Here is a 23,201-nt window from a genome sequence, read left to right as displayed (position 1 = left end):
GAATCATGCACCTGCTCAGCTCCCGCCCTGGCGGCTTTGTCGAAGACGACAGCATCATCACCCGTCTGGACCAGACGCCTGCCGACATGGTGGTGCTCAGTTCCGCCGACACCACGCTGTCGCTGCTGGCCGATGCCTACCGGATGTGGCAGCAAGCCGAAGCCGATGTCCCCACGCTGCGGCTCGCCAATCTGCTGCATCTGCGCCAGAGCGCCTCGCTCGATCTGTATATCGACGAGGTGCTGCAGCATGCAAGACTGGTCATCGTCGACCATCTGGGAGCCGAATCCACCTGGCCCTACGGCCTGGAGCAGCTGCAAAAGCTGGCGCGCCGCAAGGGCCAGAAGCTGGCCATGTTCTCTGGCGACAACCAGGAAGATCCCGAACTGCTGGCCAAGGGCACGCTGGAGCCCGAGCAAAGCCGTGCGCTGTGGCAATATCTGCGCGCCGGCGGCCTTGGCAATGCGCGCGAGTTCCTGCGTATGGCGGCAGCCTGGGGCCTGAACCAGGGCCGCGAGGGCGCACCCGTGCGGGTGCTGCCCCCCGTGGCCGTGCATGTGCCACAAAGCTGGCTGGCCGACGATGCCGGGCACCTTCCGGGCCTGGACGATCTGCAGGCGCGCTGGACCCCGGGCGCCCCCGTGGCGATGCTGGTGTTCTACCGCTCGCATCTGCTGGCGGCCAATACAGAGGCCTTCGACCTCATGGCTGACGCCCTGCTCGCACGCGGCCTGAACCCGCTGCCGCTGGCCCTGGAGTCGCTCAAGGACGGGCTGTGCCTGCAGACGCTGCGCTCCCTGTGCCTCACCCACCAGGTGCAGATCATTCTCAACACCACGGCGTTTGCGGCCCTCGGAGAACATGCGCGCACCGGCGAGGCGGCCGATGCGCTTGCGGGCGACATTCCCGTGCTGCAGGTCATCGCCAGCGGCAGCAACCGCGAGGACTGGCTGGCTGACAGCCAGGGCCTGCGCCCGCGCGACATTGCCATGCAGGTGGTGCTGCCCGAGATGGACGGCCGCATCATGACGCGCGCCATGAGCTTCAAGGGCCTGGCCCATCGCTGCGAGCTGACGCAAGCCGATGTGATCAGCTACCAGGCCGAGCCCGACCGCATTGCCTGGATTGCCGACCTGGCCTGGCGCTGGTGTCGGCTGCGCAGCAAGCCCGCAGCGCAGAAGAAAGCCGCGCTGATACTGGCCAACTACCCGGGCAGCGAGGCACGGATGGGCAGTGGCGTGGGCCTCGATACGCCGGAATCCGTCATCGCCCTGCTGGATCAGTTGGCACGTGACGGCTGGCAGCTGGGCGATGCTGCTGCGCGGCCTGACTCCGGTCTGGCTCTGATGGGCCTGCTGCAGCGGGGCATTGCCAATGACCCGAAAAAATGGCCTCTGCGTTCCGCAAGCCAGGGCTATTCGCTGCAGGCCTATCAACAGCGCCTGGCAAAGCTGCCCGGCGATATGGCCCAGGCCATAGCCGAGCGCTGGGGTGCGCCCGAGCAGGACCCCATGCTGCGCGATGGCTGGTTCATGATTGCGGGCCTGCAGCTGGGCCATGTCTTTGTCGGCATACAGCCCGCACGTTCTCTCGATGGACGCAATGACTACGCGAGCTACCACGACGCCGAGCTGGTGCCGCCCCATCACTATCTGGCGTTCTACTTCTGGCTGCGCGATGTGTTCGGCGTGGACGCCATGGTCCATGTAGGCAAGCATGGCAATCTGGAATGGCTGCCGGGCAAGAGCCTGGCGCTGTCCCAGCAATGCTGGCCCGATGCCATTCTCGGCCCGCTGCCGCATGTCTACCCCTTCATCGTCAACGACCCGGGCGAAGGGGCGCAGGCCAAGCGCCGCAGCCAGGCCGTCATCATCGACCATCTGATGCCGCCGCTCACGCGCGCCGAAAACCACGGTCCCATGCAGGAGCTGGAACGCCTGGTGGACGAATACTACGAAGCCCTGCTGGTCGATCTGCGTCGCTCCGGCATGCTGCGCAAGCAGATTCTGGACTGCGCCAGGCAGCAGGATCTGCTGCGCGAACTTGGCCTCGAAGCGGCAGGTGCGCAGCCCGATGCCGACGAGCAACTGCTGGAACGCATCGACGCCTATCTGTGCGAACTCAAGGAAACCCAGATCCGCGACGGTCTGCATATCTTCGGCCGCTCGCCCCAGGGCCAGCTGCGCGAATCCACCCTGCTGTCTCTGGCGCGCTATCCGGGCAGTGGTGGCAACGAGCAGGGCCTGCTCAACGCACTGGCCGCCGACCTGCTGCCGGCCATGGACTGGAACCCGCTGGACATGGATGCCGCCGCACCCTGGAACGGCCCGCGTCCGGCCGCGCTGCAGCAGCAGGATGCCGGTGCCTGGCGCCATGGCGGCGACACGCGCGAACGGCTCGAGCTGCTGGCCCTGCAGGTCATTGCCCGGCCCGAGCTGGCCCGCGACTGGCCGCACACACGACAAGTGCTGACGCGCATAGAGCAGCAGATTGCACCGTCACTGGACGCCTGCGGCCCTCAGGAGCTATTGCAGTTCTCGCGCGCACTGCAAGGACGCTTTGTGCCGCCGGGCCCGAGCGGCTCACCCTCGCGCGGGCGCTGCGACACCTTGCCCACGGGTCGCAACTTCTACACCGTGGACACCCGCGCCATCCCCACCCAGACTGCCTGGGCGCTGGGGCAGCAGTCCGCTCAGCGCCTGCTGGAGCGTTATTTACAGGAGCATGGCGAATATCCGCAAGCCATCGGTCTTTCCGTCTGGGGAACAGCCACCATGCGTACCGGCGGTGACGATATCGCCCAGGCCTTTGCCCTGATCGGGGTGCGTCCCAAATGGGCGGCCGGCAGCCAGCGCGTGACCGACTTTGAAGTCATTCCTGCCGTTGGGCTGCGTCGCCCGCGCGTTGACGTGACGCTGCGCATCAGCGGCTTCTTCCGCGATGCCTTTCCCAACGTGGTGCAGATGTTCGATGCCGCGGTACGTGCCGTGGCCGAGCTGGATGAGGACGCCGAGGACAACCCTATCCGCGCCCGCATGCTGCGTGACACGCAAACCGCCATTGACCAGGGCCTGAGCACCGACGCGGCCCGCGAACAGGCGCTGTGGCGCGTTTTCGGAGCGCCCACAGGCAGCTACGGCGCCAGCATGCACGAGATGCTGCGTAGCGGCCAGTGGACCGATGCGGGCGACTTTGCACGCCACTACCTGCACTGGGGTGCCTATGCCTACGGCCAGCAGGCCGATGGCGTGCCAGCCCGCGCCGCGCTGGAGCGGCGTCTGCAGGCGTTGGACGTGGTGCTGCAGAACCAGGACAGCCGCGAGCATGACCTGCTGGACTCCAGCGAGTACTACCAGCATCAGGGCGGCATGGTGGCGGCCGTGCGGCACCTGGGCGGCAGCGACCCTGCCGTCTATCATGGCGACCATGGCAATCCTCAGTCTGCCAGGATTCGCTCCCTGGCTGAGGAAATCGGCCGCGTGGTACGCGCCCGCGTCACAAATCCCAAGTGGATTGCGGGCGCCATGCGCCACGGCTACAAGGGCGGCTTCGAGATGGCGGCCACGGTGGACTATCTGTTCGGCTTCGATGCCACCACCGCGCTGGTCTCGGACCAGCATTACGCCATGGTCACCCAGGCCTATGTGGAAGATGAGAGCGTGCGCCAGTTTCTGCGCCAGCACAATCCACAGGCGCTGGGCGATATCGTCTCGCGCCTGCTGGAAGCCATAGACCGCGGCATGTGGGAGCAGCCCGGCGAGCATCGCCAGAGCCTGCTGGCCCAGATGCTGGAGCACGAAGAATTCATGGAAGGACAGGTTTCCCAATGAAAGAGTTCAATTCCTGTGAAACCGGCCTGCACCAAGCCAGGGGCACCAAGCAAGAGCCTAAGCCGGCCGCAGCGCCTCGCAGCGAAGGCCTCCTCCCCCCGCAGGGAGGAAGTGGCGAAGCCGCTCAGAGGGTCTTTCCCTTGTCTGCCATACAGGGACAGCCCGCACTCGTGCAGGCTCTGCTGCTGGCAGCGATCGAGCCACAGCTGGGCGGCGTGCTCATCCGGGGCCCGCGCGGCACGGCAAAGTCCACGGCAGCACGTGCGCTGGCGGATCTGCTGGCACCTGCACCTTTCGTCACCCTGCCGCTAGGCGCCTCCATCGAGCATGTGACCGGCAGTCTGGACCTGTCCAAGGCTCTGGCGGGCCATGAGGTGGCTTTTGCTCCGGGCCTGATCGCCAAGGCGCACGAAGGGGTTCTCTATGTCGATGAGATCAATCTGCTGCCCGATGCCATCGTCGATGTGCTGCTTGATGTGGCAGCCTCCGGCATCAATCGCATAGAGCGCGACGGGATCTCGCACAGCCATGCTGCACGCTTTGTGCTGGTCGGCACCATGAACCCCGAGGAAGGCATGCTGCGCCCGCAGTTGCTGGACCGCCTGGGCCTTTGTGTGCAATTGGACAATCCCCAGGACCCGCAGCTGCGCAGCAGCATCGTCAAGGCCAGGCTGCGCTTTGACCTGGACCCCCAGGGCTTTGTGCAATCCCATGCGGCCCGCCAGCAGGAGATCCGCCAGCGGCTGGCGCAGGCCCGCAGCCGTTGCCGCAATGCCTCGGAGCTGGCCTGGAGCGATGACGTCCACGAGGCCGTGGCCCTGCAATGCATTGCCGCCCAGGTGGACGGACTGCGTGCCGACCTGGTCATGCTGCGCGCTGCGCGCGCCCTGGCAGCCTGGCAAGGCAGTCACAGCATCACGCCAGCCCATGTGGCCGAAGTCGCGCCACTGGTACTGCAGCATCGTGCTGCCCAGCCAGACCCGGGCAGCGCCAGTCAGCCCCAGCAGACTCCCGCAGGCACAGCTTCGGCCGTGCCCGCTGCGCCATCCAGCACGGATCGCAAAGACCGCACAGAGCCTGGTATCCAGGCGTCAGCATCCCCTTCAACGGCCTCCCGCGAGCCCGGCGCCACCGGCTCCTTGCCTCAAGACGCCGGCCCGGGCCTCGAACAGCCGCCTGCCGGCTGGGGTCAGGCTCAAGCCGTGAGCAGCGTCGTCTTCGAGCCTCAACAGGCCGACGCCATGGCACAGGCAGCCCTGGAGGCCCTGGCCGCAAAAAAAGCCCGGGCCTCCGGTCTGCTGCGCTGAGCGCCGGCCGGGGGCAAGTCGGCTCCGCCAACCAAGGTCTGGCCCTGGCCAGCCATGCCGTATCCAGCGTCCACAAGATGCCAGGGGCATCGATTGACTGGACTGCCACCCTGCGCCAGCGCCAGGGGCTGCCACTGGCACCCGCCCATCTGCGCTGGCACCAGCCCGAGGGAACGGTGCGCAGGCAACACCTGTTCCTGCTGGACTGCTCGGCCTCGATGGTGGAGAGCGGCGCGTTTGCCCAGGCCAAGGGCCTGCTGCTGCAGTGGCTGCGCCGGGCCTATCTGCAGCGCGAAGCCGTGGCCCTGCTGTGCTTCGGCGCAGGCCGCCTGCACTGGCTGCTGGAGCCCACGCGGGCGCCACGCTGGAATGCCGAACTGATCGAGCCGCTACGCGGCGGTGGCGGCACACCGCTGGCCCAGGCCCTGGATTCAGGCTGGCAGATGGCGGCCAGATACTCCCGGCAACCATCCTGCCTGTGGCTGCTCAGCGACTTCCGCAGCCCCGATGTGCTGCAGCTGGAGCGCGGCCCCGTACCTGCCGTGGCACAGATTCTGGTGGACTGTGAAAACGCTGCGGGCCAGAGCACGCGTCGGTTTGGCGGTGCCGAGCGACTGGCAAAGGTCTGGCCGAACACCCTTCGGCTACCGCTGGAATTCACCTGAAAAAGACCTCTATCGCTTAGCAGAAAAGCGCCAGTAGCTATCTACTTTGATAATCATCTGACAAGACATCACGCCGCTCCGCCTGCTCGTCTTATCGATACCAGGTAGCCGCACAGGCGGCAGGAAAGCTGCCACCAGGCCGATGAATTGGGCCGTGTGCACCAGGTTTATCGCGTAAGATCGCGCCACCACAGGTGCCTCATGGCGTGCTCTGCGCGCGGAGGTGAAACGAGAAGCAGGTGAATGGAATCTCCATCAATCCTGCACTGCACCCGCAACGGTAATCAGAGATATGGCGATGCACGCTCTGGCCCACGGCCATGGCCGCCACTGCGAAAGCGGGAAGGCGCATCGACATGCCACCCTCAGGTGGGCTCTGTAAGTCCGGAGACCGGCCTGATGTGTACAAGGCGCAGCGGGATTGCATGTGGCTTGTGATATGCCGACGCCTGCGTGCGGCTCATCACCTCTTCATTTCCCTCTGCACATTTCCTTTGTCTGGCCCGGGTATCGGCCAAACCGACCGTGGATGACCTATGTTGCATGGAATTTGCCAGTCAGATTTGTCCCAGTGGGCCGGCCGTGCCCTGGCCGCTTCGCCTGGAGCAGCGCTTGTCCAGCCCTGAGCCCATCCAGATTCGCGGCTGGTGCCCCAGCACCTGGAAGCCCATGCAGGCACAGGACGGCTGGATCGTTCGCGTGCGCCCTCGCTGCGCGTCTCTCAGCGCCGCTCAATGGCTGGTATTGGCCGAGCTCGCACGAACCCACGCCTCAGGCCAGATCGAGCTGACGCGCCTCGGCAATCTGCAATTGCGCGGCGTGCGCGAATCGGCGCTGCCTGCCCTGCGCGCGGCGCTCGTTGTCTCCAGACTGGCTCCTGCTGATGAACAGGCAGATCTGGCGCCTGCCGTGCACTGCACGCCGTTCTACGCCAGAGGAGATCGCACCCACGCACTGGCTCTGGCCCTTTCCGTGGCAGTGGCGCGGGATCTAAGTCCCCTGACCCTGCAACAGCAGGACATGTCTGCCCTGCCCGGCAAATTCGACATGCTGGTCGACGACCCGCAGTGCCATCTCCAAAGCCTGAGCTCCGACCTTCAGCTATGGCCCTGCGCCGATGGGCGCTATGGGCTTGCGCTGGGCCAATCGGCAGACTGGTACGGTTTTGAGAGCGCACCGGCAGCCGTCCAGGCCGCCGTACGGATTGCACTGTGGTTTGCCCGTGAGCGCAGCGCGCAGGCGGCAGGCCGATTGCGCGCCCTTGCAAAGCCCATTGACTTTCAGGCCTGCGGGCTCGCCAGGGCCAGTCATCACCTTGAGCCCCGCACTCAGGACAAGACCACTGCCAAGCCGTTGCGGCCCGGAGCACTCAACCCTCACGGCCTGCTGCTGGGCGCCCCGCTGGGGCGCCTGGACGCATGGGCCATACAGAAGCTGGCGGCTCCGATGCCCGAACAGGCGGAGATCCGGGTCACGCCCTGGAGATCCTTGCTGCTGCCGAACAAGCATCTGGATTCACTGCCTGCCCGGCTTGATTCCTGGGACTGGATCCGCCAGTCCACCGATGTGCGCCTGCGGGTCTCGGCCTGCACCGGCGCCCCCAACTGCCCTCAGGCCCATATCCCGGCCCAGTCCATGGCACTGCGGTTCGCCAGCTCACAGGCGGCGGACCGGCATCTTCATATCAGCGGCTGCGCCAAGCTCTGTGCCCTGCCTGCCGATGCGACAAATGTGGTGTTTGCCAGCCAGGACGCAGCGGGCCAGATATGGCTGCACGCCAGCCCCGCCGAAGCACAGCCATCGGCCCGGGCCTCCATTCCCTATCGGCCTCTGGACTCCGATCCACACGATATACAGCAACAACTCAATGACCTACAACTATGAAAAGTGCGGTGAAGAGATTTACCGGCAATCGTTCAGCATCATCCGCCGCGAGGCCGATCTCAAGCGCTTCAACCCCGTGGAAGAGCGGGTCGCCTGCCGCATGATTCACGCAGCCGGCATGGTGGAGCTGGCCGCGCACATCCATTTCTCCCCGACCTTTGCCGCAGCCGCGGAAGCCGCGCTGCAGCGCGGAGCACCCGTACTCTGCGATGCACGCATGGTCAGCGAGGGCATCACGCGCAAGCGCCTGTCGGCCCAAAACCCCATCATCTGCACCCTGCAGGACCCGCGTGTGCCAGCGCTGGCCGCCGATATGGGCAACACCCGCAGCGCCGCAGCACTGGAGCTGTGGCGCGAGCATCTGGACGGCGCTGTAGTCGCCATCGGCAATGCGCCGACGGCCCTGTTTCATCTGCTCCATATGCTGCAGGACCCGCACTGCCCGCGCCCGGCCGCCATCGTCGGCTGCCCGGTCGGCTTTGTGGGAGCGGCGGAGTCCAAGGACGCGCTGCGCGAATGGGGACAGATTCCGTTTGCCATCGTGCAAGGGCGCCTCGGCGGCTCCGCCATCACGGTTGCCGCCATCAACGCGCTGGCAACCACGGTGGAGTAGGAAGAGTCACCATGAATCACGGAAAAATCTTCTGCGTGGGACTGGGCCCCGGCGATCCCGACATGATGAGCGTGAAGGCCGACCGCCTGCTGAGAAACGCCCGTCATGTGGCCTACTTCCGCAAGCGCGGTCACCCGGGCAAGGCACGGCAACTGGTCAACGGCCTGCTGCATGCCGAGGTCACGGAGTACCCGATGGAGTACCCGCTGACCACGGAAATTCCGCACGACGACCCGCGCTATATCGCCCAGTTGTCCAGTTTCTATCAGGACTGGCAGGTCCGGCTGACGCAGCTCACGCGCAGCGAGGATGTGATCGTGCTCTGCGAAGGCGATCCGTTCTTCTACGGCTCCTTCATGCACCTCTATGTGCGTCTGCGCCAAGCTGAACAGGTGACCGTGGAAGTGCTGCCCGGCATCCCCGGCATGGTGGGCTGCTGGCATGCCACCGGCATTCCCATGACCTGGGGTGACGATGTGATGAGCGTGCTGCCCGCGACCTTGCCCGATACGCCGCTGCGCGAGCATATGGCGCGCTCGGACGCGCTGGTCATCATGAAGGTGGGGCGGCATCTGGGACGCATCCGTGGGCTGCTGGACGAACAAGGCAAGCTGGACCGTGCCTGGCTGGTCATCAACGGCACCATGAGCGATCAGCAGGTCATGCCGCTGCGCGATGCGCCCGATCGCTGCCCTTACTTCGCCATCATCGTCGTGCACGGCCAGGGCCGCCGCCCGGCCAATGACATGTGATCGCGCCGCCATGAGCAAGACCTCAATGCCTCCACAACTCTTGGTGCTGGGCCTGGGCCCGGGCGATGATGCCTTGCTGACGCAGCAGGTACGCGACAGCATTGCCAGCGCCAGCGATGCATTCGGCTACTTTCCTTACGTAGCGCGGCTGCAGGGCCTGGAGCACCTGCAACTGCATGCCAGCGACAACCGTGAGGAGCTGGAGCGTGCGCGCAACGCCTTGAATCTTGCAGCCCAGGGCCGCAAGGTGCTGATGCTCTCGTCGGGCGACCCGGGCGTGTTCGCCATGGCCAGTGCCGTGTTCGAGACGCTGGAGCAGGCCTGCCGGGAGGAGCATGCCCGCTGGCAAGGCGTGGACGTGCAGGTGCAGCCGGGCATCACCGCCATGCTGGCAGCAGCAGCCCGCCTGGGCGCCCCCTTGGGACATGACTTCTGCACCATCAATCTGTCCGACAACCTCAAACCCGCCAGCATCATCGAGCGCCGCGTCCGTCTGGCCGCCCAGGCCGATTTCGCCATGGCCTTCTACAACCCCTGCTCGCGCTCGCGTCCCGAAGGCTTCTCGCGCGCCCTGCAGGTGCTGCAGCAGGAGTGCGAGCCCGAGCGCCTGATCTGCTTTGCCCGCAACGTAAGTCGCCCCGATGAGACGCTGCGGGTCGTGAAGCTGCTGGATGCACGGGCCGATATGGCCGATATGCGCACGGTGGTGATCGTAGGCAACAGCCAGACCAGGCAGGTGGGCAAGCATGTCTACACCCCGCGCAGCTATGAAGCCTTCAGCAGCGTCCCTTCTATTGTGAGCGACCATGCCTGAGTACGCTCAAGGTCCTGCCGCGCAAAAGTGCTCAGCAGCACTGCTGCTGCAGCCACTCCATGGCCTGCTGCGGGTTCTGGCACTGGGCGCGCGGCGCCAGCACCGGTCTGTCGACCATGATGACGGCAATACCCAGTTGCCGCGCGGCCTCGATCTTGGCATAGGTATCTGCGCCACCGGCATTCTTGCTGACGATGCAGTCGATGCGGTACTGCCCGAGCAGCGCCAGCTCATCGGCGAGCCGAAATGGGCCGCGCGCCGCGATCAGCTCATAGCTGGATGCCGGCAACGGCAAGGCACCGCCCTCCTGGTCGATGACGCGCAGCACAAACTGGTGCTCGCCGGCCAGGCCCGCAAACGCCGCCAGCTGCTTGCGCCCTATGGCCAGAAACACCCGCTTCAAAGACCGACTCAAGGCCTGTGCGGCAGCCGCCATATCCGGCACATGCTGCCATTGATCGCCGGGCAGCGGCTGCCAGGCTGGCCGCTCCATGGACAGCAGGGGCAGATCCAGTTGGGCGCAGGCCGCGATGGCATTGGCACTCATCTGTGCCGCGAACGGGTGGGTGGCGTCGATGACATGGGTGATGTGATGCGCACTCAGGTAATCGACCAACCCCTGCACGCCGCCAAAGCCACCCACACGCACCGGCAGGGCCGGAGTACGGCGCGTCTGGGTGGCCCCGGCATAGGAATAGATGGCTTGCAGCCCGGCCTCATGCAGCAGCGTGGACAACATATAGGCATCGAAAGTGCCGCCTAACAGGAGAACTTGGGTCATGGCCAATCCGTGGCTTTCAATTATCGGAATTCATCCATCAGGGCTGGAAGGCCTGAACCCTGCAGCGCGACGAGCCCTGGATGATGCCAGTGTTGTGTTCGGCAGTCCGCGTCATCTGGCGCTGGCACAAGCAGGGACGCGCGGCAGGGCCTGGCCCGTCCCCTTCAGCGTCGAGCCAGTGCTGCAGCTGCGCGGACAGCCAGGCGTGGCCGTGCTGGTGTCCGGCGATCCGTTTCACTTCGGTGCCGGTGCATCGCTGGCCAGGCACCTGGAGCTGGGCGAGTGGCGCAATTACCCTCAAGCCTCGACATTTGCCTGGGTTGCGGGCGAGCTGGGCTGGTCCCAGGAGCGTACCCATTGCCTGGGCCTGCATGCCCGCAGCCTGAGCAGCCTGACGTCTCTGCTGGCGCCTCAAGAGCGCTTTATCTGCCTGCTGCGTGATGGCCCGGCCGCTCACACCCTGGCACAGTGGCTGCTGCAGCAGGGCTGGGGTGACAGCCCGCTGTGGCTGGTGGAGCAGGCAGGCAGCGATCAGCAGGACATCCGCAGTGGCACGGCGCGCGAGCTGGCATCGCTGTTGGCAACCCAGCCGGCCAAGGCCCCCGTGACTGCGGCTTTCGAAGCGCGCGGCGGAAAAGGTCTGCCCCAGGTGCCAGGCCTGCCCGTCAGTGAGTTTGCACATGACGGGCAGATCACCAAAAGCCCGGTGCGCGCCATGACGCTGGCCGCGCTGGCACCGCGAAAAGGCGAGTGGCTCTGGGATCTGGGGGCAGGTTCGGGCTCGGTCGCCGTCGAGTGGTGCCTGGCTGGCGGCCAGGCCATCTGCGTGGAGCAGCATGGCGCGCGTGCAGCCAATATTGCGCAGAATGCTGAGCGCTATGCGACAGGGCTCGAAGTGGTTCATGGCCACGCCCTGGCAGCCCTGCCCCGTCTGCAGCCAGCGCCGCAGGCCGTCTTTGTCGGCGGCGGCTTCAGCGCCGAGCTGTTCGATGCCCTATGCATGCGCCTCTCCGGGCCTTGGCGGCTGGTGGTGAATGCCGTGGCGCTGCACACCCAGGCGCTGCTGCTGGAATTGCACCGCACGCATGGCGGCCAGCTGTATCAGCTGCAATGGAGCGAAGCACAGGGCCTGGGCAGCATGCATTCCTGGACCCCGTCTCGCCCTCTGGTGCAGTGGGTCTGGAGCAGCCAATGAGATATTTGTTCGCGGGCTGGGGCTTCCAGGCCTCGGCCCTGCCCCAGTCATTCGAAAGCTGCTGGAGCCAAGCCGCCCAGGCCCTGGCGAGCGCAGACACGGTCGGCTGCCGCTGGACCTTCGCCCTGCTCTCCAGCAGAAGCCAGACGCCGGCGGCTGGCGCCCTGCAGGACTGGGCCCGCCAGAGGCTTGCGCAGATAGACTGGAAGAGCTTTGCCGACAGCGCGATTGCGCATATCGCCACACCGTCGCATTCCCCAAGATTGCAGCAGCGCTTTGCCACCGGCAGCGTCGCAGAAGCGCTGGCCCTGCATGCCGGCGCCGCTCTGGCACATAGCCGGCTGCTGGTGCTACGCACCGTTTCGGCAGACCGACGTGCGACGCTGGCGATTGCTGGCCTGCCGCTGCCCACACCACCTATTCCTGGAGTTTTGCCTTGACTGTTCATTTCATCGGAGCCGGCCCCGGTGCGGCCGACCTCATCACCGTTCGCGGGCGTGATCTGCTGGCCGCCGCGCCTGTGTGCCTGTATGCAGGCTCGCTGGTACCCAGCGAGCTGCTGGCGCACTGCCCTGCCGGAGCCCGTCTCGTCAACACCGCCCCCATGTCACTGGAAGACATCGTGGCCGAAATCCAGACCGCACACGAACAAGGGCTGGATGTCGCCCGTCTGCATTCCGGTGACCTGAGCATCTGGTCTGCCATGGGTGAGCAGCTGCGCGCCCTGCGCGAACTGGACATCCCCTACACCGTCACGCCCGGTGTCCCCGCTTTCAGTGCCGCAGCCGCGGCGCTGGAAGCCGAGCTGACTCTGCCCGGTTCCTGCCAGTCGGTGGTGCTGACACGCACCTCGGGGCGGGCCTCGAGCATGCCCGAGGGCGAGACCCTGGCCGCCTTCGCGGCGACCGGTGCCGTGCTGGCGATTCATCTGTCGGTCCATGTGGCCGAGCAGGTGCAGCAGGAGCTCACCAGCCATTACGGCGCAGACTGCCCGGCCGCCATTGTCTGGCGTGCCTCATGGCCCGACGAGCAGTTGCTGCGCACCCGTGTCGGAGATATTGCCAGCGCAGCCCGGTCCAATCCGCTGCAGCGCAGCGCGCTGATCCTGGTCGGTGCCACGCTGAGCCAGCAGGACTTCGGCAACAGCCGGCTCTATGCCGATGACTACGATCGCCGCTACCGTCCGCGCGGCGACGAACCGCGCTTCCCTCGCGGAACCGAGGACGCCTGATGCTGGAGCTGTTTCTGATCGGCATCGGTACCGGCAACCCCGATCACCTCACCCGGGAAGCCGAAAAAGCGATTCGCAGCGCCGACCTGGTGCTGCTGCCGCACAAGGAAGACAGCAAGGCCGAGCTGGCCCAGGTCCGCCTGTCCCTGCTGCGGGAGCTGGATGTGCAGCACAATTGCATCGCCCACTTCGACATGCCGCAGCGCCGCCAGCAGGGCAACGACTACGACCAGCAGGTAGACGAATGGCACGATGCCATTGCCCGGCGCTGGCAAGCCAGTCTTCAGCACCATCTGCCTGCTCGCTCGGGACGCGTGGCCCTGCTCGTCTGGGGCGACCCGGCTCTCTACGACAGCACGCTGCGCATTGCCTCGCGCCTGGGCCTGGCCCGCGAACAGGTGCGCGTCGTGCCTGGCATCACCTCCATGCAGGTGCTGTGCAGTGCCCACGGCATTGCCCTCAATGAAATCGGCGAGCCCTTTCTGATCACCACCGGTCGCCAGCTGCGCGAGAACGGCTGGCCATCTGGAGTGAACACCCTGGTCGTGATGCTGGATGGTCAGCGCAGCTATGAGCAGCTGCAAGACACCGATGTCGACATCTACTGGGGCGCCTATCTCGGCATGCCGCAGCAATTGCTTATGCACGGCAGGCTTTGCGACATCGCGCCAGACATCACCAGCAGGCGCGCCCAGGCCCGTGAGCAAAACGGCTGGATCATGGACATCTATCTGCTGCGCAGGGCCTCCGCCCCCTGACCCTGGGTTGCCAAGGCGCATCCGTCGCCTGGCAGTCACACCCGATCAGCGCGCGGAGCGCTTCATATCTGCAAGGTCTCGATGCCCTGGGCGTTCAGGCTGCTTGCCGGTAACCGTCTATGCGGATGCCGGTGCTGCCGCATGAGGCAGCTTGAGCCGATGCCAGAGCTTGAGCATCTCCTGCAACAGCACTGGCGCATGGTCTGTGCGATACACCGCACCCAGCGGCGGCAAGCCACCCTCGATACGCACATCCAGCGCACGCACACGCCCCTGCGAACGCAGTCCCGGAAGAATGCTGCGAGGCACCAGCGATACGGCCCCAGGCTGGGTGAGCAGGCCCTCCAGCACGGGCAGGGACACGGTGGAGGCCGGAAACCAGGAGGCATCCTCCAGCACGGGCAGCACCTCGGTCTCCACGATATGGCGCACCGCGATGCCAAAGCTTGGCAGCACCCAGCGCGCGCCCCTCAAGGCAGGCAGCGGCACATCGCGGCGCCCGACCAGCGGATGATCTGCATCCGCAATCACCACGGCCGCATCCAGCAGCAGCGGCTCGAAGGAAAACTCCACCGGCAAAAGCTGGGGCTGGCGGCAGAAAACCACATCGAGGCCCGAAGCCATGAGCTGCGACAGCAACGGGGCGCTGCCGTCCTCATGCACATCCACATAGACCTGCGGGTGGGCCTCGTAAAAGCGCGGCAGCAGCTGGGACAGCACCGAAAGCGCAGCTGCCGGAATGGCTCCAAGACGCAAAGCCGCCGAAGCCCCGCGCCGGATGGAGGCCAGCGATTCCGACACCTCCTGCAATCCCACCAGCATGCCGCGTGCTGCATCGATCAAGGCCTGGCCTGCCACTGTGGGCCGTATGCCGCGTGCATGGCGCTCGAAGAGCTTGATGTCCAGCACCCGCTCAAGCTCGGCCAGGGCCTGGGTGGCCGCCGACTGACTCATGTTCAGCTCCACTGCCGCCTGCATGACCGAGCCACATTGCTGCAAAGCCAGCAAAAGCTGCAACTGACGCAACCGTACCTGCTTGACCATACGGGAGAAGAGCAAGCGGCCCTCGGGGCTTGCAGCCCCTGCACCGGCTTGCCTCTGAGAAAAAGAAGAGTCAGCAGCCATGATTCCAACAGGTGTCAGATCGTTTCAACAAAGTTCGTCGCAAGTCTTTAAACGGGTTGCCAGCACAGGCTCCGAACTCGACCGCTCTCCGAGAGCGAGCCGCTTGCTTGCATCAAGCGTCGGAATATCCGTGACAGGATAGCTTGCACGCATCTCTCGATATATGTAGTCACGCTTGGGTGATCGCAGGAAACGCAGAGCCACCGCATTGTCACGGCAATTGACCCGCGCTGCTGCCGGCTGCGGCTGCCGAACGGCCGGAAAGATGTATTAGCCATCCACTACGCCTCTTGATCTTCGTTCCACGCAGGAGTACAGCAAGCAGGTCAGCGGTAAAAGACTCTCGCTATGCCGGACAGCCCTGCAGCAGATGCTGCCGGTCGCCCTCTCGAAGCTGCGTCCTTTCGCGTTGCCAGAGCAAGGCCGCCTGAGAGTGCTCAGTGCATGGGTCGGCCCAGCCGCTGGCTGGCCTTTGAAATCCCATAGTTCACGAGGCAGTAAAGCACCGCAACGATCAGGTACACCGGAACCAGCGAGTGATAGTTCGCTATCAGCACCTTGGCGTTCTGCATGAGTTCGCCATAGGTGACTACATAGCCGAAGGTGGTGTCCTTGACCACGATGACCAGCTGCGCTACCAATGCCGGGATGATGTAGCGCAGGGCCTGGGGAAAGACGATGAAGAAAAAGACCTGGGCTTCGGTCAGCCCCAGGCTGCGCGCGGCATCGGTCTGGCCGCGCGGCACGGCGAGCACGCCTGCGCGGTATACCTCGGCGACCACGGCTGCGGTACTCAGACCTATGGGCAAGGTCAGCATCCAATAGGTGCTCAGCTTGATGCCGACCGACGGCAGTACCAGGAAACAGACGTAGATGAGCAGCAGCGTCGGCGTGCCGCGCAGGAACTCTATGACGGCAATGCTGGGCCAGCGCAGCAGCCTGAGCCGCGACAGCCGCCCCAGCAACAGCACCAGCCCCAGGGCCAGGGAAATCACGGCAGCCATCGCCGACGATGCCAGCGTGCCAAGCAGCCCCTTGGCAAGAAAGCTCCAGGTCGTAGCCCAGGCAAAGAATTCCCAGTACGGTGCTTCAAGCTGGCCTGCCGAATGGAACTGCCACACGATCACCACCGCAAGCAGAAGCAGCAGGGCTGCGGCGGCCGCGCTCACCGCTTTGGTGACGGCCCGGGCCCGCAGGCCTGGCGCGGCAAACAGTATTTCTTCCAGGGAGCGGCTCATCGCAGTATCCGCACTTTCTTTTCCAGAACCGCACCGGCCCAGGCGATGAGCAGACCTGTCACCACATACATGGTGGCCGCCACGGCGAACGCGGCAATGCCGAGCGCCGAGTCATTGGCAATCTTGGAGACCAGGGCTGTGAGCTCGCGGCCGGGAAACGGCAGCTGCGACGCCAGGGAGGTCGAGAGCATCAGGGCAATCAGCAGCGAGGTCATGGGCTGCACCACCGAGCGCAGCGCCTGCGGCAGGACCACGGCAGACACAATCTGCAGCGGCCGCATGCCCAGGCTGAGCGCGGCCTCGATCTGGCTGCCCGGAATCGTGTTGATGCCTGCGCGCAGGTAGTCCGCCGTGAATGCGGAGCAGACCAGCGTCAGCGTGAGGATCACGCTAGGCTCGTAGTCGATCACGATATTGAGATCGGGCAGCGCGAAGACGATGAAGATCAGCAGCGCCACGCTGGGAATATTGCGAAAGATCTCGACATAGACGCTCAGAGCCCAGCGCAGCGGCGGCAGGGGCAAGAGCCTGAGTACCGCGACGAGCACACCCAGCAGGACGCCTGGCACAAAGGACACCAGCGTGAGCTTCCATGTCAGCAACAAGGCCTGCCAGAAGGCAGGCCCGTGGTCAGCCAAAAGCCTTGAAACCTCACCCATTGTTCAAGGCAGAGCGGGCGGAGTCGGAACTGTCGTGCTGCCGGTGCGCTGCCCAATGGAAATAGTCCAAAGCTTGGCCCAGGTACCGTCGGCTTCCAGCTTCTTGAGAAAGGCATTGATGAAGGCCACGCCGTCCGAGCCCTTGGGCAGTCCCACGCCATAGGGGTCCTGGGCACCGAATGGAGCCCCAGCCAGCCGCGCATTGCTGGTGCCAAGGCTCAGGGCGTTGAGCAGCAGCGTGTAGTCGGTCACATAGGCATCGACGCGGCCCTGACGAAGGGCATCGAGGGCTTCCTGATGCGTCTGGAACTCCTGCACGACGGCCTTGGGGGCGTACTGAGCCAGTATCGCAGGCCCCGTGGAGCCGGCTTGCGTGGCCACTTTCTTGCCGCCAAGGTCGTTGTAGGACTGCAGTGTCTTGTTGTTCGACTTGACCAGCACACCGGACTGCGATGTGTAGTAGGGGCCGGCGAACGAGATCTTCTCGGCGCGGGCAGGAGTGATGGAATAGGTGGCGAAGACCATGTCCACCTGATTGTTGATGAGCACCTGCTCGCGCGTGGACGAGGTCACCTGGGTGAACTGGTACTTGGCAGCATCGCCCAGGATGTAGCGGGTGATGAGCTGGGCCAGGCCCAGGTCGAAGCCACGGATCTTGCCGTCCTTCTCGTTGAGCAAAGAGAAAAGATTCGAGGTTTGCGTGCTGCCCAGACGCAGCGTGCCGGCCTGCTTGATCTTGCTGGCCCAGGTACTGGACGCAATCGTCGCCGCATCGGCAACAGGGCCCTGCGCCACCAGCGCGTCATAGGCCGCTGCATTGATGGGCGTGCCCTGTGCGAAAAGCGAGCCGCTGGCCGCGATCGTCAGCGCCACCACGGTGGATTTGAAAATGGATTGGATCGACATGCGGTGTTCTTGGATGGTCGGTGATGCGAATCAATACAGAGCAGCGACGGAATGCACATGCCGCCGGTCCGGGCCGGACACCATTGTGCACACAATACAGGCCTCGCGCCCTGCGACAAGGGCCGATTATGACAACTCGCATGGATTGCAGGACCCATCCAGAGACGCCGCCCCAGGCCGGCTGGCCGTGGAGCGGCTCGTACGGTGGCGCGGCTTTGGCGCGGGGCGCCACGGGCCAGATCCTGCCCCATAGGGCCAGGAGCAGGCCGGCCTTGGAGTGCTCTTGCAGGACATCCGGCCCGCCTGCTGCATGCCTTGCAGCCCTGCCCTCGCCTCACTCCTGCTTGCGGCCCGCTGCGGATCCAGGCGCTCAGTACACGTCCCGGCGGTAGCGCCCCTGCGCGATCAGCTCGTCCAAGGGGTCGCGGCCCAGCAGCTCCTGCAGCACCGTGTCTACGCCTGCGGCCATGCCTTGCAGGCTGCCGCAGATGAAGATCACCGCGCCCTCGTCGATCCAGCCGCGCAACAGGTCCGCTGCATCGCGCAAGCCATCTTGCACATAGCGGCGCTGGGCCTGGTCGCGTGAGTAGACAAAGTCTGCGCGCGCCAGCTGTCCTGCCTGCAACCAGGCGCAGGCCTCGGCCTGGGCATAGCCATCATGGGCTTGCTGGCGTTCGCCAAACAGCAGCCAGTTGCGATGCTGGCCCGCACGCATGCGTGCCAGCAGGTGGCCGCGCAGGCCTGCATAGCCCGAGCCGTTGCCGATGAAGATGGCGGGCACATCCGATGGCGCGGCAGCATCATCGACGGGCGCGAATGCGCGGTTGTCCACCAGTCTCAGCATCAGCGCTGCGCCCGGTGCCGCATAGGCCGTAAGCCAGCCCGAGGCCAGCCCCAGACCCGCATCATGGCGGGCCTGGCGTACCAGCAGCCGCACATGGCCATCAGCCGGCAAGGACGCCACGGAATAGCTGCGCGCGGCCAGTGGCTGCAGCGCATCGGCCACGGCCTGCGCCGACGCATCCGCGCTCAGGTCGCCGGGCTGGGGCAGCACGCTTGCAGACAGTGCGGCCTGCAGTGGCTGGCTCCGGCCCTGCCACCGAACCACGGCATTGCCGTCCAGCGCCTGCTGCTGCAGCCAGGCGGCAATGGTCTGGGGCGCATGCCGCGGGCTGATTTCCACGAGCGCTCCGGGGCGCCAGTCCAGGGCCAGTCCTGCCGGCGGCGTCAGCGTGAGGCTGTGCAGCGGTGTGCCCAGACTGCCCGGATTGATCAGGCGGCGCTCTGCCAGCGTCCATGGCGCAAACGCAGGAGCGGCGGGTGCATCGGGCAATTGCCGGGCGGTGCGGAAGTGGCCGCTGAGCATCTGCTGCCAGGCGCTCCAGGCCTTGCCGTCTTCGCCGTCCATTTCGATTCGGGGGAAAATCGGCTGTGCAGCCAGGCGTTGCAACTGATGATCGAGTGCACGGCCAAAACCGCAAAACCGCGTGTACTGGCGATCACCCAGCGCCAGCAGGCCATAGTGCAGCGTGGTCAGGGGATTGGCTGCGGCGGCATCCAGCGCGCGGGCAAAGCGACGCGTGCTGTCAGGGGCTTCGCCGTCGCCAAAGCTGCTGGCAATGAAAAGAGCCCGGCCATGGTGGCGCAACTGCTCCGTGTCCAGTTGTGCCATGGGCTTGAGCGTCGTGGCCAGCCCCGCATCGCGCAGCGCGGCCGCGGTGCGCAGGGCCAGGCGTTCGGCATGGCCGGTTTGGCTGGCATAGGCCACAAGAATGCTGTCCTGCCCCTGGCCAGCAGGGGAACTGCCGGCCCAGGCCCGGCGTTCACCGTTCAGGGCACGGGTCTTGCGTCGGCGGTCCAGATAGAGCAGCCAGCCGGTGATGGCGAACAGCGGCATCATCAGCGCCGCCAAGGTGACGATGATGCGCCCTGGCAGTCCGAAATACGTGCCCATATGCAGCGGGTAGATGGCACCCACGGCGCGCCGGCCGACGGGCAGATCGGCATAGCGCTCGTCCTGCTGAACGCGGCCTTCGGGAGTCAGGCGCAACTGGTTGCGCGCACGCTCATGGGCCGCCGTCTCGTCGAACCAGGCAATCTGCACGGGCGCACCCGTGCGCTCGGGCAGGCGCAACTGGGCAAACTGCCAGCCCGGTGCCAGATGCTGAAAGCTCTGCCATGCGCTCGTCAGGTCCGGCGTCGGCTCAGCCGGCTCTCTGCCGGGCTTGGCGGAGGTGGCAGCAGCAGCGCGTGGCGGCACCCCTGCCCAGGTATCGACCGTGCGGCGCAGGCCGTCGAAAGCCCAGTACATGCCCGTGGGAGCCAGCACCAGATAGACGAGCAGCGCCAGAGTGCCCGCCACGGCATGCAGATTCCACAGAAAGCTGCGCCCCTTGAGGCGCATGTCCAGCCACAGCCAGCTGCGCCAGTCCATGGGCTTGCGCGGCCAGCGCAGATACAGGCCGGACAGCGACAGCAGCACCAGCAGGCCCGCCAGGGTACCAGTGATGGGCTTGCCGTCATCGCGCGACAGCAGCAGCCAGCGATGCAGGCGCTGCGCCCATTCGAAGAACTGTGCGCCCTTCTGAGGCGGCAGCTGGGCTGCTGTATAGGGATTGACAAAGACCGTCTCGCCGCGGCGCTGCCCCTTGAGAGGCTTGAAACTGATCTGGGCCGATCGACCTGCCTCGGAATGCACGGTGATGCGCTGTACCACACGCTCCTCGCCCTGCGCACGCAGCGTCTGCAGCAACTGCGCAGGCGTCATGGGCGCCTGGTCGCTGCGCGCCTGCACGCGCGCAGTGCCGGGGTTCAGCCAGTCCAGTATTTCCTCATGAAAGGAAAACACCGCACCCGACAGACCGAGAACGATCAGCACCGTGCCGGCCGTGATGCCGACAAACCAGTGCAGCTGAAACCAGAGTTGCTTGAAGGACGGCATAGAAAATCAATGATGCTTGGTATCGGTTGCCGCTCGCCGGCCCTGCAGCCGACACGCGGATACAGCGCCCTGCGGCATGGTTGCGCAGCGCAACAGCGGGCGCTGCATGCCGTCAGAAGTCCATGACCGCGCGCAGCACGGCCTGACGGCGCTCGCCCAGCGAGACATAGATATTGCTGCCCGAGGAAACGACATAGTTCTTGTCGAACAGGTTCTTGATGTTCAGCTGCAGGCGCACGGGGCGGTTGTCCCAGCGGGTTTCGTAGGAGACAAAGGCATCGGCGACGTTGTAGGCATCGTTGTCGAAAGTGTTGGCTGCATCTCCGGCACGCTTGCCCACGTGGCGCACACCGGCACCAGCACGCCACTGACCGTAGCTGCTGCGCTCAAAGGTATAGGCCGCAAACACCGAGGCACTCTGGCGCGCCACATTGGCAAGGCGCTTGCCCTGCAGCTGCGGATCATCGGACACCCAGGCGTCGGTATAGGCATAGCTGCCTATGAGCTGCCACTGGCGGCTGATCTGGCCGGCCACATCCACTTCCAGGCCACGCGAGCGGGCGCCACCAGCGGCGCGGGTAGCCAGATCGCCGTTGACGGGAATCCTCACCGCCACATTGCGCTTGCGGATGTCATAGAGCGCTGCCGTGGCGCTGAGGCCACGCGCCAGTTCCAGCTTGGCTCCCAGCTCCCAGGACTTGGCCTCTTCCGGCGGCAATGCGCCTATCACCGTGCCCACGCTGCTTTGCGGCTTGAACGACTCGCTGTAGCTGCCATAGAAGGACCAGTTGGAATCAGGCTGCCACACCAGGCCCACGCGTGGCACGAGCTGCCAGCCGTCGGAAGCACTGCCCACGACAAAAGGCCTGCCTTTGCCGGCTTCCTGGTCATAGTGCAGCCAGCGGCCTCCGGCCTGAACCATCCACTGCTCGGACAAGCGGATATTGTCCTGGAAGAAGAAGGCCTGCTGCCTGATCTTGTCGCGCTGGTCGCTGTCTGCAGCACTGATGGTGGTGGAATACGGCAGCAGGCCATAGACCGGGTTGTAGACATTGAAGCCGGTGCTGTTGCTGCCGCGAATCAGGTCGCGACGGTAGATATCGCTGTCCTCGAAGTCCAGACCGCTCAGTATTTCGTGGTGGACGCCGCCCCACTGCAGATTGCCCTGCAAGTTCAGCTGGGCCACATGCTGCTGGCTGAGCGCGCCGCGCGTTCCATCCGGTCGGCGGGTGAGCACGCCGGTGACCGGGTTCAGCGATACCGGGCGGGCCTGGTAGTCGTCATAGCGATTGCGGTTGTAGCTATAGGTGGCGTTGAGCTTCCACTGCGAGTTCAGCGTGTGCTGACCCTGAACGGTGAAGAAATCCGAATCCCCTATGGTGCGGTTATAGGCTTCGTCGAGGCGGCGGCGCGGGTCAATGGCCACCGGCTTGCCGGTACGGCTGTCGATGACAGTGCCGCGGTCAAAAGGCTGCTCGTATTCGGTGTGCTCATAGGACATGCGCACATAGGTGTCGCGGCCATACCAGGCAAGCGAAGGCGCGATCACGGTCTGCTTGTTGACGCCGAAGTTGCGCCAGTAATCCACATGGCTGGTGTCGGCGATCAGGCGGTAGGCCAGTCCCTTGCTGCCGATGGGGCCGGTGAGGTCCACCGAGGCACCGCCGCCGCCATAGCTGGACGCGCTCAGTGCAGCCTGGCCGGCAAATTCGAGTTGCGGCTTCTTGGTGACCATATTCACCACCCCGCCCGGATCCATGCTGCCGTAGAGAATGGAGGACGGTCCTTTGAGCACTTCCACGCGATCGGTGGTGTAGGTCAGATTGCGCGCCAGCACGGTGCGCACGCCGTCACGCAATATGGAGCCGTCGCGATTGAAGCCGAAGCCGCGCTTGATCAGCGCATCCTGCGTGCCGCCCAGGGTGTTGGCCTGGGTGATGCCGCTGACATAGTAAAGCGCCTCGTCGATATTGCGCACCTGCTGATCCAGCAGCACCTGGGCCGGCACCACGGCCACAGCTTGGGGCAGGTCGCGCAGCGAGGCATCGGAGCGGGTGGCCGTGGTCGCACGCTTGGGCTGGTAGCCGATTTCCTGGGCTTTCTCCTGCACGATGACCTCAGGCAATGGGTGCTGCTCGGCCGTGGGCTGGGTCGGGGTTTCGGTTGTGGTCTGTGCCAGAGCGGGCACGGCAGCACAGGCGGCCAGGCCATAAAGGCCCAGTGTGGTGCGAAGAGAGAGGGTCACGATGGCGTGGCGAGAGGAAATGCCGCAGGCTGCCGGCACAAGCCAGCTCGATGAGGACTGGCCACTGGTTTTGAAAGATGTTTGAAGGCGTTATTCTAATTCATTCTCATTTGCATCAGCGCACAAAAGCCGGCTTAGAACTGAGCCCGTGCAAGGGATTTGCAAGTCCTTGCACCTGCTGCAACGGCCGACTGGCAAGCCGCGGATATTACAGCGCCCTGCCCGATGCAGCCTGGGCTGACCGATGTTGCAGCGCA

18 protein-coding genes and 1 riboswitch are annotated in these 23,201 nt (G+C 65.3%); of the genes, 11 read left to right on the top strand and 7 right to left on the bottom strand.

The genetic code is table 11. The features are described from left to right. The first annotated feature begins 5 nt into the window (after positions 1 to 5). The 7 genes from cobN to cobJ all read left to right on the top strand — a co-directional run bounded on the left by cobN (position 6) and on the right by cobJ (position 9,865). Positions 6 to 3,830 (top strand): cobaltochelatase subunit CobN, encoded by a 3,825-nt coding sequence (gene cobN / locus O987_RS11425; protein WP_043372282.1) that lies wholly within the window; start codon positions 6 to 8, stop codon positions 3,828 to 3,830. Beyond that, a complete protein-coding gene (locus O987_RS11420) occupies positions 3,827 to 5,137 on the top strand; it encodes an ATP-binding protein (protein ID WP_043372280.1) in 1,311 nt (436 codons plus the stop codon). The genes cobN and O987_RS11420 overlap by 4 nt, the downstream gene beginning before the upstream one ends. Positions 5,138 to 5,214: 77 nt before the next feature. Then, positions 5,215 to 5,802, top strand: a complete 588-nt coding sequence (locus tag O987_RS11415; protein ID WP_043372278.1) for a vWA domain-containing protein — start codon at positions 5,215 to 5,217, stop codon at positions 5,800 to 5,802. Positions 5,803 to 5,977: 175 nt separating this feature from the next. Continuing rightward, a riboswitch (cobalamin riboswitch) is annotated at positions 5,978 to 6,217 on the top strand. A 197-nt stretch (positions 6,218 to 6,414) separates the two neighbouring features. Then, entirely contained in the window at positions 6,415 to 7,686 is a 1,272-nt protein-coding gene (locus tag O987_RS11410) for a nitrite reductase (RefSeq protein ID WP_235214346.1), read from the top strand. Then, positions 7,670 to 8,299 carry a precorrin-8X methylmutase gene (locus O987_RS11405; protein WP_003055897.1) on the top strand — a complete coding sequence of 210 codons (630 nt, stop codon included), beginning with the start codon at positions 7,670 to 7,672 and terminating at the stop codon, positions 8,297 to 8,299. The genes O987_RS11410 and O987_RS11405 overlap by 17 nt, the downstream gene beginning before the upstream one ends. Before the next feature lie 11 nt (positions 8,300 to 8,310). Further along, entirely contained in the window at positions 8,311 to 9,051 is a 741-nt protein-coding gene (gene cobI / locus O987_RS11400) for a precorrin-2 C(20)-methyltransferase (protein WP_003055899.1), read from the top strand. 25 nt (positions 9,052 to 9,076) lie between these two features. After that, on the top strand, positions 9,077 to 9,865 hold the full coding sequence (cobJ, locus tag O987_RS11395) for a precorrin-3B C(17)-methyltransferase (RefSeq protein ID WP_043372273.1): 789 nt from the start codon (positions 9,077 to 9,079) through the stop codon (positions 9,863 to 9,865). A 31-nt stretch (positions 9,866 to 9,896) separates the two neighbouring features. Here cobJ and O987_RS11390 read toward each other — a convergent pair whose 3' ends face one another. Continuing rightward, positions 9,897 to 10,652, bottom strand: a complete 756-nt coding sequence (locus tag O987_RS11390; RefSeq protein WP_080731502.1) for a cobalt-precorrin-6A reductase — start codon at positions 10,650 to 10,652, stop codon at positions 9,897 to 9,899. On the opposite strand from O987_RS11390, the gene O987_RS11385 reads away from it, so the two are divergent. From O987_RS11385 to cobF, 4 genes are read left to right on the top strand one after another with little or no spacing between them, the layout of a single operon-like run. Then, on the top strand, positions 10,645 to 11,841 hold the full coding sequence (locus O987_RS11385; RefSeq protein ID WP_043372271.1) for a bifunctional cobalt-precorrin-7 (C(5))-methyltransferase/cobalt-precorrin-6B (C(15))-methyltransferase: 1,197 nt from the start codon (positions 10,645 to 10,647) through the stop codon (positions 11,839 to 11,841). The genes O987_RS11390 and O987_RS11385 overlap by 8 nt on opposite strands. Next, positions 11,838 to 12,281, top strand: coding sequence for a cobalamin biosynthesis protein (locus O987_RS11380; RefSeq protein ID WP_043372269.1), 444 nt, complete (start codon positions 11,838 to 11,840; stop codon positions 12,279 to 12,281). Before O987_RS11385 ends, O987_RS11380 begins: the two co-directional genes overlap by 4 nt. Further along, entirely contained in the window at positions 12,278 to 13,072 is a 795-nt protein-coding gene (cobM, locus tag O987_RS11375) for a precorrin-4 C(11)-methyltransferase (protein ID WP_003055907.1), read from the top strand. Before O987_RS11380 ends, cobM begins: the two co-directional genes overlap by 4 nt. After that, complete coding sequence (gene cobF, locus O987_RS11370) at positions 13,072 to 13,830, top strand: precorrin-6A synthase (deacetylating) (protein ID WP_003055909.1); 759 nt, start codon at positions 13,072 to 13,074, stop codon at positions 13,828 to 13,830. The genes cobM and cobF overlap by 1 nt, the downstream gene beginning before the upstream one ends. Before the next feature lie 117 nt (positions 13,831 to 13,947). Here cobF and O987_RS11365 read toward each other — a convergent pair whose 3' ends face one another. From O987_RS11365 to O987_RS11340, 6 genes are all read right to left on the bottom strand, one after another. Further along, complete coding sequence (locus tag O987_RS11365; protein ID WP_019044229.1) at positions 13,948 to 14,955, bottom strand: LysR family transcriptional regulator; 1,008 nt, start codon at positions 14,953 to 14,955, stop codon at positions 13,948 to 13,950. Between the two features lie 437 nt (positions 14,956 to 15,392). Beyond that, positions 15,393 to 16,193, bottom strand: a complete 801-nt coding sequence (locus O987_RS11360) for an amino acid ABC transporter permease (protein ID WP_043372267.1) — start codon at positions 16,191 to 16,193, stop codon at positions 15,393 to 15,395. Continuing rightward, a complete protein-coding gene (locus O987_RS11355) occupies positions 16,190 to 16,852 on the bottom strand; it encodes an amino acid ABC transporter permease (RefSeq protein ID WP_043372265.1) in 663 nt (220 codons plus the stop codon). Before O987_RS11355 ends, O987_RS11360 begins: the two co-directional genes overlap by 4 nt. A gap of 3 nt (positions 16,853 to 16,855) precedes the next feature. Continuing rightward, a complete protein-coding gene (locus tag O987_RS11350) occupies positions 16,856 to 17,758 on the bottom strand; it encodes a glutamate ABC transporter substrate-binding protein (RefSeq protein WP_003055916.1) in 903 nt (300 codons plus the stop codon). A gap of 370 nt (positions 17,759 to 18,128) precedes the next feature. Continuing rightward, positions 18,129 to 20,699, bottom strand: a complete 2,571-nt coding sequence (locus tag O987_RS11345; protein ID WP_043372263.1) for a PepSY domain-containing protein — start codon at positions 20,697 to 20,699, stop codon at positions 18,129 to 18,131. A gap of 112 nt (positions 20,700 to 20,811) precedes the next feature. Continuing rightward, a complete protein-coding gene (locus tag O987_RS11340; RefSeq protein ID WP_051962296.1) occupies positions 20,812 to 22,944 on the bottom strand; it encodes a TonB-dependent siderophore receptor in 2,133 nt (710 codons plus the stop codon). Positions 22,945 to 23,201 lie beyond the last annotated feature (257 nt).

It is taken from the genome of Comamonas testosteroni TK102, from assembly GCF_000739375.1.
Taxonomy (GTDB): Bacteria; Pseudomonadota; Gammaproteobacteria; order Burkholderiales; family Burkholderiaceae_C; genus Comamonas; species Comamonas brasiliensis.
Note: the sequence above shows the minus strand (reverse complement) of the source record. Positions and strands in the feature narration are given on the sequence as shown.